Here is an 11078-nt window from a genome sequence, read left to right on the forward strand (position 1 = left end):
GCCATGCCCCCGTATCTTTTCAGTTGCTGACGAGCCAGTAGCGCAGCGGTTGCGCCGAACCGTTGGTCAGGCGGATTTCGATGCGCCGGGTGAAGGTGGGGATCCAGCTGCATCCGCCGCGCGGCGCAGAGATCTGGCGTTCGCAGATCGCGGTGTCGCCTTCGCCGATCCGGATCTTCACCGTGCCCGCGCCATGCGGAACGATCGCGACCTCGGCACGCTGGCCGGCCAGGAATATCTGTTCGGTGCTGATACTGGCATTGGGAGCGATCAGCCCGGATCGATAGGCTGGGCCGAGCAGGCGGCCGCGCACCGGCGGCACGGGTGTCGCGCCGGCTGCGATCGCCTGTTTGCGCCAGCGCGCGGCGGCATCGTCGTCGGCGGGCTTCGCGCCCATGGCGCGCAGCGTTTCCGCGGCGTTCATCAGCGGCTGCGCCGTGTTCTTGGCTGCCGCCTCTTCGCCGGCCGCAAGCGCATCGGCGACGCGGCCGACCGACGTGACCTCGATTTCCGTGACGGGTGCCGCCAGGGCCAGCAAGGCCAGTCCGATCATGATCGCTCCCCTTCCAGAATGAACATCGCGCCCGGCTGCCCGTCCTCGTAACGGATCGACAGGCCATGGCGTTCGGCGATGGCACGCACCAGCGCAAGCCCCAGCCCATGCCCCGGGCCGGGACCGGCGCGCCGGAACGGTTCGAACATGGTCTGGCGCAGTGGCGCGGCGACGCCGGGGCCATTGTCCGCGACGACGATGCGCGGGCCTTGCTCGACGGAAACCGAAATGCCGGCGCCCGGGCCTGCATATTTGAAGGCATTGTCGAGCAGGTTGCTGAACATCCGCGTGAGCTGCATCGCGTCGCCGGCGATCATGACCTGCGGGGTGAGGTTCGCGCTCAGGCGATGGCCGGCCTCGTCGGCGCTGTCGGCGTAGAGATCGAGCACATCCTGCGCGACGGCGGACAGATCGATCCGTTCAAGACCGGAACGGTCGCCACGGCGGGTTTCGCTGGCGGCGATGTCGAGCAGGGAATCAAGCATGTCGGCGATGCCCCGCGCGTCCCTGCGCACCGCGCCGAGCGCCGCCACCTGATCCGGATCCGGATTGGCGGCGATGATCCTGAGCAGGCGGCTGTCGAGATGGGCGAGCGGTGTGCGGATCTCGTGCGCAACCTGATCGGTGATCGCGCGCTGCCCTTTGAGTGCGTGCGACAGCCGCCCGATCAACTGTTCCGCATGGCGGGAAAGCGCGCCAAGCTCGTCCTCGTCGCTTCGGCCCGGCACGGGCTGGTCGAGCGTGCCTGCCTGGACGGCATCGAATGCGTCGTTGAGCGCGGAGACCCGGCGGCCGAGCCGCGCCGCGTAGCGCCAGGCAAGCAGCAGGGAAGCGATCAGGACCAATGCGGCGGCGATGGCGAACACCCAGTTCAGATGCGCGATCAATGCGCTGCGCTGTCCATATTCGCGCGCCGCGATCACGCTGACGCCCGGCGCGAGCTGGGTCGCGCGCGCATAGACCCGAATATCGCCGTTGATGGTGAGGAAGCCGGCCTGGCTGTTCTCGGCGGAGAGCATCGGCCAGCCATGGATATCTCCGGCGATCCGTTTGCCATCGGTATCGGCGAGCAGATAATGGGCATTGTCGCCCGAAGCGCCGCGCATCGCCAGACGGTCCGAAATCCTGGCCGCGGTCTCGTCCAGACCGCCGGTCGCGAAGACATCGGCCAGCGCGGCAAGCTCGATATCGACGGCCTGGGCAAGGCCGGCATCGCTGTCGTTGCGGACCACCCACAGGGTGGTGAGATAGAGGAACAGGCAGGTCGCGAGCGCGAAGACGGCGCTCGCCAGGATCACCGGAACGACCAGCGACCGACCGGTGCGGACCCTGTTCAATCCGCCACCAGCCGATAGCCGGTTCCCCAGATCGTTTCGAGGACGGAGGTTTCGAACCCGTCCTCCAGCTTGCGGCGCAACCGGCCGACATTCACGTCGATCACATTGGTCTGCGGATCGAAGGAAAGGTTCCAGACATTGCGCAACAGCATCTCGCGCGTAATCACTTCGCCCGCATTTTCCATGAAATAACGGAAGAGCTCGAACTCCTTGGGGCTGAGCGGGATATGCCGTCCGTCGCGATGGGCGGTGCGCGCCTTCACATGGCATTCGAGTCCGCCGAACAGGATCACCGCGCTGTGCGAATGCCCGGTCGCGCGCCGCTGCAATGCCCGCACGCGCGCGACGAGCTCCGCCGGCTCGAAGGGCTTCGCCATATAGTCGTCGACGCCGGCATCGAGCCCCTCGATCCGGTTTTCGGCGCGGCCAAGGGCGGAAAGCATCAGCACGGGGGCGGCGACGCCCGCGCCGCGCAGGCGTTCGATCACCGCGATGCCGCTCAGATCGGGCAGCATGCGGTCGAGGATGATGACGTCGAAGGGTTCGACGGCGGCGCGCCTCAGCCCGTCCTGGCCACTTGCCGTCCAGGTCAGGCGATTGCCTTCGGATGCCATGATGCGCGCGACATCGTCCGCCAGCATCGCATCGTCTTCGACGTAGAGAATGTTCAGTCCTGTCATGCGTCCGGATGGTCCCCTGCGAACCTGGCGCATATCGCATCGCAAGCCCCGACTGCAGTGACAATCCCTGTTAGGAGAAGACGTTGCAATCCTGACAATGACATCTAGTTTGCGCGGCGGGGTCGCGCCCGAGATGGATTCGACGACTGGGGGAAGCCGTGCGTTGGACATATCCCGCCGCCGCGATCGCGGTGGCGCTTGCCTTTTCGACATCCGCGACCGCTCGCCCGGCCGATCCGCAGCCGGATAACGCGGCGATCGCGAAGCTCGACGCGATGTATGAGGCGGCCGACGCGATGGACGGCCGTGCCGACCTCAAGGCCTATCGCAAGACCTGGGAGGATGTGCACGCGTTCGCGCGGAGCATCTATCCGGCGGATCATCCCCGTCTGGCGGTGATCGAGGGGCAGATCGGCGTGGTCTCCTATCTGGAGGGCGACGTGCAGGGCGCGCTGGCGCGTTCGCGCCCGATCGTCGAACGATTGCGCCGGGCAGGCCCCGGTTATGCGGAGGCGCTGACCAGCGAGCTGAATGGCGAAGTCGTTTTTTTGATGACGCTGGGATTGCACCGGGAGGCGCGCGAGATCGCGGCGGAGGTGCTGGCGCGCCGGCGTGCGCAATATGGAGAAGCGCCACATCGGCAGGTTGCCGCCGCCTATGGCAATCTGGCGCATGCCGAATTCGAGTTCGGCAACTACGATATCGCGATCGAGACCGACCGGCGCGCGATCGCCGAATCGAAGCGCCTCTCGCCACCATCCCCCAATCTTCCGCTCTATCTGGCCAATCTGGCGATCTATCTCGGCGGGGCGGGGCGCATCGAGGAGGCGGTGGAAGCCGCTCATTCCGCCCAGCGTGATTATGAAACGCTCTTGCCGGCCGACCATCCGACGATCGCGCAGAATCTCAATACACTCGCGCGGCTGCAACTCCAGCTCGGCAGGCCGGCCGAAGCCGAACTGGTGGCCAGACGCGCGACCGATATCGCGGCCGCCAAGTTCGGCGAGATGCAGCAGACCGCCAATTATCTGGCGACGCTCGCCCAGGCCCTGGTCGAGCAGCGCAAGGTGACCGAGGGCAGGGCGATGGCCGAACGCGCCATCGGTATTCTCGAGCGCGATCTCGGCCCCGATGCGGATCGCACTTTGATGGCGCGCGAAACGCTTGCGGCGGCGATGGCGGCGGGCGGGGATCGGGCCGCCGCGCTCGCGCTTCGGACGCGCATCGCCGAAACGCGCCAGCGCAAATTTCCGCCCCATCATCGCGATCGCATCCTTGGCGGCGATCGCATGGCGACGGAGGCGCTGATGCTGGGCGCTTTTCCGCAGGCGCTGAGCGCGCAAAGCGATGCGCAGGCGCTACGCGCGGCGACCTATCCGGTCGACGATATCGCCCGGCTGGTGGGGGACGCGCGGCTCGGCGCGATCGAAGCGCGGGGCGGGCAGGCGGATGCCGGATTGCGCCGCGCCGGCGAAGCGGCGGCGATGCTCGACCGCAGGCTCGACCAGTTACGTGCCGCCGGGGCGGCGCGCACCGGCCATGATCGGGAGGCGCGGGGCGGCTATGGCTGGGCGCTCGATGCAGCGCTCAGCGCCGGCAATGCCGATGCGGCCTTCGCCTTCGCGCAGCAGGCCATCGAGAATGCGGCCGGTCGTGCCGCCGCCGATGCCGCCGCGCGTGAGGCGATCACAGATCCCGCAACGGTCGCGGCGTTGCGCGATCGTCAGGATATCGCGGCCGAACTCCAGCGTGCTTTGGACCGGCAGTTGCGGCTGGCCGGGCGTGGCGAGGACATGCGGGAGATCGATGCCGAACGCACGGCACTGGCCGGGAAGCTGGCCGGTGCGGATGCCCGGCTGGCAGTTCTGGCGCCGGCGCTGATCGCCGTCGAGCGCGCGCGGCCGGTTTCGCTGACGGAGGTGCGAACGGCACTGCAGCCCGAAGAGGCATTGCTGGTGGCGGTGGTCGGTCCGACGGGGACCGCGCTGATCGCGATCACACGGAAAGGAGCCGCGCTCGCGCGCGTCGATCTTGGTCGCGACGCGGTCGAGGCGCTGGTGCGGCGACTGCGGACGAGTATCGCCCCGGGGGGGGGCAGCTTCGACTTCGCGGCATCGGCGGCTTTGCATGATGCTCTGCTGCCGCAACCGATCGCGCGAGCGATCGCGGGGCGCAGGCGGTTGCTGATCGCGACCGGGGGCAGCCTCTCCGCCTTGCCCTTCGCGGCACTCGCGCCGGCAATGACGTCGCCGTCGCCGGACAAGGCGCGCTGGCTGATCCACGATCATGCGATCGTCCAGCTCCCCGATGTCGCCGCGGCGGCGCGGCGGCGCGCGTTTGTCCAGGCGAAGGACGTGACGCGCTTCGTCGCGGTCGGGGCTCCTCAACTCGCCGCCGCCGATCTCGACGCCACTGCAATACCTTTCCGTTCGGCCAATCTGGCGCGCCAGGTCGCCGAATTGCCGTCGTTGCCGGCGACCGCGCCCGAACTCACCGCCCTGGGCCGGGCGTTGGCCGCGCCGAACCAGACCATATTGACCGGTGCGGGCGCGACCGAGGCGGCGGTGCGACAGACGCCGCTGGCGGGTGTTGTCGCCTTTGCGACGCATGGGCTGATGCCCGGCGAGCTCGACGGGCTCGACGAACCGGCGCTGGTCGTGACGCCGGGTGGGGGCGACGATGGGTTGCTGACCGCGAGCGAAATCATGCGGCTGCGCATGGATGTCGATTGGGTGGTGCTTTCGGCCTGCAACACCGCCGGCGGCGGCGGCGCGGACGATGCCGGCTTCGCCGGGCTGGCGCGCGCGTTCCTCCATGCCGGCGGTCGCAATTTGCTGGTTTCGCACTGGGCGGTGCGCGACGATGCCGCCGCGTTCCTCTCGGTGGAGACCGTCAAGCGCTACCGCGCCGGCGCCGATCCCGCCGAGGCGTTGCGCGAAGCGATGCTGACGATGATGAAGCGATCGCCGATCCCCGGTGGCGATCAGCCGATCAACTGGGCACCCTTCGTGTTTGTGGGGCGCTGACGAAACAGGGCGCCGCCATCCTTGGATGACGGCGCCCCTGACCGCTCCGGCTCCCTTGCCAGGGTCGCATAATGGCAAGGGGGCGGACGATGTCTCGTGCCTGAAAGGCGATACGCAACTGGCGCGCGCGACGGCGAGCGGGGCGCCGGCCGTCGCTTGACGGGCGGTTTCGCGTTCAGGCGATCCGGAAGAACACCATGTTCGCAAAACGTCCGTCGTCGCGCCCCGATCATGTGCAATTCGCCGATTCCGGACCAGTGACGTCTGGTGCCAGAATCATGTCAAATCCTGTCATGAATGCGGACATGCGGGTGGAGAAGGACTGGCGCGCCCGGCAGGAGTCGAACCTGCGGCCTCAAGATTAGAAGTCTCGCGCTCTATCCAGCTGAGCTACGGGCGCGCGCCGGACATCCGCTTATCGCGTGATCGCGCGCGGGGGAAGCGTCTTGAAATCGGAACCTTTCATGTCCGGCATGGATTGCGCGTGCGCGCAAGCTCGATCATCATGGCAGCATGAGCATGCGGGGCATCGGGGTCGGCGTTGGCGCGCCACGGGCGGTTTCGGCCGAATCGTTGATGGGCGGGCATTTCCGCTGGTTCGATTTCGTGATGGCGGCATTCGTCACCGTGCTGCTGCTCTCCAATCTGATCGGCGCGGCGAAGCTTTCCACCTTGTGGGGCTTCACCTTCGGCGCGGGCATCCTGTTCTTTCCGCTCGGCTACGTGATCGGCGACGTGCTGACCGAAGTTTACGGCTATGCGCGCGCGCGGCGCTGCGTCTGGGCGGGCTTCGGCGCGATGACGTTCATGGCGGTGATGAGCTGGGTGGTGGTGGCGATGCCGCCCGCTGACGGCTGGACCGGGCAGGCGGCCTATGAATCAGTGTTCGGCAGCACATGGCGCATCGTCTTCGCCTCGCTGCTCGCCTTCTGGGCGGGCGAATTCGCCAACAGCTTCGTGCTCTCCAAGATGAAGATCCTGACCAAGGGCAAGCATCTTTGGAGCCGCACCATCGGCTCGACGGTGGTGGGGCAGGGCGTGGACAGCGTGATCTTCTATCCGCTCGCCTTTCTGGGGGTGTGGACCACCGATCAGGTGCTGACGGTGATGGTCACCAACTGGGCCTTGAAGGTGGGCTGGGAAGCGGTGCTGACGCCCGTCACCTATGGCGTGGTCGGCTGGCTGAAGCGTCAGGAGGGTGTCGACGTCTTCGACGAGGGGACCAACTTCACGCCGTTCAGCGCCAGGGTTTGACATGAGTCCTGTCCAGTCGGCGAAGCTCTGGCTGGTCCAGCACGTCCATCTCGCCAAGGATGCGCTGCACATCTATGTCGCGCTGCTGCTGTTCCTGGGGTCCGCGCTGCTGTTCAAATGGCCGCTCAGGAGCTGGAAGCCCTGGTCGGTCGTACTGGCGGCAGCGCTGATCGGCGAGGCATGGGATCTGCGCGACAGCGTGACCTATGGTACCTCGATCGACCTCACGGCCAATCTGAAGGACATCTGGAACACCTTGTTCTGGCCGACCGCTTTGCTCATCCTTGCGCGCACGACGCGGATCTTCGAGCGAGGCACTGCCGTTGCCGTCGAGGATATACGATGATGATCCTGATCGCGCTGCTGGCGACGACGGGAGACGTGCCGACGTTGCGCCAGCGGCTCGATGCCTTGCCGCGCCCGCCGGGTGCATTTGTCGAGCGCCGGGCGGACTGCAATCACTGGACCGGCGAGGAGCCTTATGACGCGCAGCGCCGCGCGGAAATCGAGCGCGCAATCCGCGACCTGCGCTGTGCGCGGATCGAGAAGGACGAACAACGCATCCGGCATCGCTATCGCGGCAATGCGGCGGCGATCGCGATTCTCGACGAAACCGCGGACCTGCCCGGTATCGACTGAAGTCGTCGCATCAGGCGACCGGCGGGGGCTGGCCTTCGTTCTGCGGGACCGCCGGATCGAAACACGCCCAATCGGGCGCTTGGCCGGTCCAGATCGTCGCCTGCGGTGCGATCAGACCGGGATCGTCGAGCGCGCCGGCGCGGATGAAGGTCAGGTGCGGACGGATCTCGGCATTGCTGAACAAAGGCGTGCCGCATTGCGGGCAGAAGCCGCGCTGCATCCGGTTGCCGCTGTCGGCAACGCTGGCATGCCAGCGCACATCGCCGTCAACCGTCAGCGCCCCGGCAGGAAAACAGACATTCACCGTGGAAGATCCGGCGCCGAGATATTGGCACAGTCGGCACCAGCATTGCCGTGCCGCCATCGGCTCGGCGTCCACCGCGAAGCGCACCGCGCCGCACAGGCAGCCGCCGGAAACCATTACGCGACCGTTTCCAGCAATCCCTCGAACAGCCGGCGTCCGTCGGTGCCGCCGTGCGCCGCTTCGATCACACGCTCGGGGTGCGGCATCATGCCCAGCACATTGCCCTGGGCATTGAGGATGCCCGCGATGTTGCGGGCGGAACCGTTGACCTGCTCGGCATAGCGGAAGGCGACGCGGCCATCGCCTTCAAGGCGGTCCAGCGTATCGCCATCGGCGAAGAAATTGCCGTCATGATGGGCGACGGGAACCGATATCTCCTCGCCGGCGTCATAGTGGCTGGTGAAGGCGCTCTGGGCGTTCTCCACGGTCAGGCGGACGCTGCGGCAGACGAAGTTGAGACCGGCGTTGCGCATCAGCGCGCCCGGTAGCAGCCCGGCCTCCGTCAGCACCTGGAAACCGTTGCACACGCCGAGAACCGGCACGCCACGCCCGGCCGCCTCGACCACGGCGCGCATGATCGGGCTACGCGCGGACATCGCGCCGGCGCGCAGATAGTCGCCATAGGAAAATCCGCCGGGCAGCGCGATCAGCCCGATGCCGTCGGGAAGATCGGTGGCGCCGTGCCACACCATCTCCGCCTTGCGGCCGGTCACCTGTCCCAACGCGACAGCAAGGTCGCGATCGCAATTGGATCCGGGGAAGACGATGACGGCGGTTTTCATCCTTGCACCCTTTCGATGCGGTAATTCTCGATTACCGTATTGGCGAGCAGCTTGCGGCACATCTCGTCGATCTGCTCGTCCGAAACACCGTCTTCAAGATCGAGCTCGATCAGCTTGCCTGCGCGCACATCGTTCACGCCGTCGAAACCGAGCCCTTCCAGCGCGTGATGGATCGCCTTGCCCTGGGGATCGAGAACGCCGCCCTTGAGAGTGACGAAGATGCGCGTTTTCATGGATGTCCTCGGGCCTGGATGGAATGCCGCTCCTATGACGCCGGAGCCGCGAAGGTTCAACCCGATTCCCGTCTTATCTTGGCGAAGGAGCGTTGGGCGGCATCACTCGGATACGCAACATCGCGTCCGGTTGCAGATAGCGTCGTGCAGCGGCCTGGAGGTCGGCGGCGGTGATCGCCTGATAGACTGATTTGCTCGCCCGGAACCGGTCCAGATATCGCGGCGCGGATTGCGCCTGATCCACGATCGCCAGCCAGCTCGCATTCTCGCGCCGGTTTCGCTCGATCCGCTCCAGGATCGGCTGGCGCGCGCGCAGCATCAGATCGGCATCGACCGGCGTGTCGCGCAGCGCTTGCGTGATCTCCGCGATCGCGGCTTCGACGATGGGGGCGTCTTTCGGGTCGATGCTGTTCGTCACCGAGAATTGGCCGAAACCGGGATAGGTGTCCGACATGCTGGACCCGGCGCTCGGCGAATAGGTCGCCCCCAGCCGCTCACGCAGTTCCTCGGTCAGCATCAGCCGCATCACCCCGGCCAGCAGGTTCAGCCGGGCCACCTGCGGATAGTCGCTATCGTCGGTGGTGGGCCAGTAAGCGAGCGTCATCGCCTGATCGGGCTTGCCTTCATGATGCAGCGTTACCGGCGTTCGATCCGTGCGAAACTCGACGTGCCGGGCTTCGGTGAAGCGCGGCGGGGCGGCGTCGCGCATCGGCAGCGCGCCCAATGTGCGGGCGACCAGATCGATGGCATCCTGCTCGCCGACATCGCCGACGATGGCGATCTCGATCGCGCCGGTGCGGAAGGCGCGGTTCGTGGCGGCGCGCAGTTCCGCCATGTTCCGGCGCAGCAGCGTCTCCAGCGGGGGAACGCCGAAACGCGCATCGCCGTTCGCCAGGATGCGGCCGACGTCGCGGCCGACAATGGCGCCGGGGGAAGCGTCGAGCGTATCGTAGAAGGTGGGCACCATGCGCTGCCACTGGGCATCGGCTTCGCCACGAAAGCCAGGTGCGGTCAGGAAGGCCGCGAAGACCTGCATCTGCAATTCCAGGTCGCGTGGATTGGTCGTCACGGTTCCGCCAAAATGATCGTCCGACGCGGCGAGGCCAAAGGTCACCGCTCGACCCGCCAGCATCGACTGGAGCGCGTCGAAGCTGTGCTTCTCCAACCCGCCGGCGGAAAACACGCTGTTCATGAGCAGCGCCAGCCCAGGCTGGTCGGCGGGAAACTCCAGCATGCCGCCGCCGACGCGCAGCGACACGCGTACGCGATCCTTCTCAAACCCCGTGGTCTTGACCGACAGGCGGACATTGTTGGCGAAGCGGATCGTGCGAATGCCCAGATCGGCGATGCGCGCATCGTCCGCGATCGTGCCGGGCGGGCCGAAATCTGCATAGGCGAAACTGTCGAGCCCGGTGTCCGGAAGCGCATCGACCGTGACCGAGCGGCTGGCGGCATAGGCCGCAAGGATCGTGGCATCGGCATTGTCGAGCGCGGCCTTGCCGGAAACATGGATCAGCGGATTGGCGCCGGCCCATTGTTCGCGAAATGCCGCTTCGACCGCGCTCAGTGTCAGGTCTGTCGCGAAGCGTTCGAACAGGGTGAGGCGATAGGCGGGTGTCGTGACGATGCTGTCCTGCTCGATCGCGCTGACGATCGCGCTCGCCAGTGCATCACTCCGCCGGGTATCCGCCTGGCGCGCGGCATTTTCGAAGCCGGTTCGAAGATTGGCGAGCTGTTCGGCGAGTTCCGCGCGGGTGAAGCCATGCTCCAGCGCGCGGCGCAATTCCCGGTCCGCGACGGCCAGCGCGCTTCGCCAGTCGTCGCCCTTGCCGCCGATGGTGATCGCGCTTTGCTCTGCGGTCGAGAAGATCTCGCCATTGCTGGCGCCGCCACCCAGGATCGGCGCGTCGGTTTCGCGTGCCAGGCGCGCGATCCGCCGGCTGACGATGGCATTGGCCAGGCTGCGGAGAATATCGGTGCGGCGCTTGGCGATATCGTCCGGCCTCTCGTCGCGTGGCTTGATCACGAACAGCGAAACGCTGGTCGGCACGTCGGGATCACGGAAATAGGCGGCGGCGCTTGGCCGATCGGCCGCCACCTGGGTCGCGGTCGGATCGCCGGTGGTTTCTTCGCCCGACCGCCAGCCCGAGAAGCGTGCCCGAATCTTTGCTTCGACCGCACGGACATCCACATCGCCGGCAATGATGATCGCGGCGCGGCGGGGGGTATAATAGCGGGTATACAGGTCGCGGATGCGGCTGGCGGGCGCA

At 66.9% G+C, this 11078-nt stretch carries 11 protein-coding genes and 1 tRNA gene; 4 read left to right on the forward strand and 8 right to left on the reverse strand.

What is annotated here, in order from left to right:
- Window positions 1–19: 19 nt before the first annotated feature.
- The 3 genes from ACODTA_RS15125 to ACODTA_RS15135 are packed head-to-tail and all read right to left on the reverse strand — an operon-like array spanning window position 20 to window position 2570.
- The gene (locus ACODTA_RS15125; protein ID WP_489066738.1) at window positions 20–553 is read right to left on the reverse strand and encodes a hypothetical protein; all 534 of its coding nucleotides are present in this window, start codon (window positions 551–553) and stop codon (window positions 20–22) included.
- Window positions 550–1890: a sensor histidine kinase gene (locus ACODTA_RS15130; protein WP_489066739.1), complete on the reverse strand. Its 1341-nt coding sequence runs from the start codon at window positions 1888–1890 to the stop codon at window positions 550–552. Before ACODTA_RS15130 ends, ACODTA_RS15125 begins: the two co-directional genes overlap by 4 nt.
- The gene (locus ACODTA_RS15135) at window positions 1887–2570 is read right to left on the reverse strand and encodes a response regulator transcription factor (RefSeq protein WP_489066740.1); all 684 of its coding nucleotides are present in this window, start codon (window positions 2568–2570) and stop codon (window positions 1887–1889) included. The genes ACODTA_RS15130 and ACODTA_RS15135 overlap by 4 nt, the downstream gene beginning before the upstream one ends.
- Before the next feature lie 158 nt (window positions 2571–2728).
- Here ACODTA_RS15135 and ACODTA_RS15140 point away from each other — a divergent pair, with 158 nt between their 5' ends.
- Entirely contained in the window at window positions 2729–5596 is a 2868-nt protein-coding gene (locus ACODTA_RS15140) for a CHAT domain-containing protein (RefSeq protein ID WP_489066741.1), read from the forward strand.
- A gap of 323 nt (window positions 5597–5919) precedes the next feature.
- On the opposite strand, the gene ACODTA_RS15145 is transcribed toward ACODTA_RS15140, so the two are convergent.
- A tRNA-Arg gene (locus ACODTA_RS15145) sits at window positions 5920–5996 on the reverse strand.
- 176 nt (window positions 5997–6172) lie between these two features.
- Here ACODTA_RS15145 and ACODTA_RS15150 point away from each other — a divergent pair.
- Genes ACODTA_RS15150 through ACODTA_RS15160 form a run of 3 tightly spaced genes read left to right on the forward strand, consistent with a single transcriptional unit; the run spans window position 6173 to window position 7489 of the window.
- Window positions 6173–6850, forward strand: a complete 678-nt coding sequence (locus ACODTA_RS15150; RefSeq protein ID WP_489066794.1) for a queuosine precursor transporter — start codon at window positions 6173–6175, stop codon at window positions 6848–6850.
- A 1-nt stretch (window position 6851) separates the two neighbouring features.
- Complete coding sequence (locus tag ACODTA_RS15155) at window positions 6852–7196, forward strand: hypothetical protein (RefSeq protein WP_489066742.1); 345 nt, start codon at window positions 6852–6854, stop codon at window positions 7194–7196.
- Entirely contained in the window at window positions 7193–7489 is a 297-nt protein-coding gene (locus ACODTA_RS15160) for a hypothetical protein (RefSeq protein WP_489066743.1), read from the forward strand. Before ACODTA_RS15155 ends, ACODTA_RS15160 begins: the two co-directional genes overlap by 4 nt.
- Before the next feature lie 10 nt (window positions 7490–7499).
- Here the strand turns inward: ACODTA_RS15160 and ACODTA_RS15165 are convergent, their stop codons facing one another.
- The 4 genes from ACODTA_RS15165 to ACODTA_RS15180 form a co-directional block, all read right to left on the reverse strand.
- On the reverse strand, window positions 7500–7910 hold the full coding sequence (locus ACODTA_RS15165; protein WP_489066744.1) for a GFA family protein: 411 nt from the start codon (window positions 7908–7910) through the stop codon (window positions 7500–7502).
- Window positions 7910–8575 (reverse strand): phosphoribosylformylglycinamidine synthase subunit PurQ, encoded by a 666-nt coding sequence (gene purQ, locus ACODTA_RS15170; protein ID WP_489066745.1) that lies wholly within the window; start codon window positions 8573–8575, stop codon window positions 7910–7912. The genes ACODTA_RS15165 and purQ overlap by 1 nt, the downstream gene beginning before the upstream one ends.
- Window positions 8572–8808, reverse strand: coding sequence for a phosphoribosylformylglycinamidine synthase subunit PurS (gene purS, locus ACODTA_RS15175; protein WP_489066746.1), 237 nt, complete (start codon window positions 8806–8808; stop codon window positions 8572–8574). Before purS ends, purQ begins: the two co-directional genes overlap by 4 nt.
- 73 nt (window positions 8809–8881) lie before the next feature.
- The coding region (locus ACODTA_RS15180) for an insulinase family protein (protein ID WP_489066747.1) at window positions 8882–11078 on the reverse strand (2197 nt) is incomplete at its 5' end.

The sequence above is a fragment of the Sphingomonas sp. FG14 genome, from assembly GCF_057809675.1.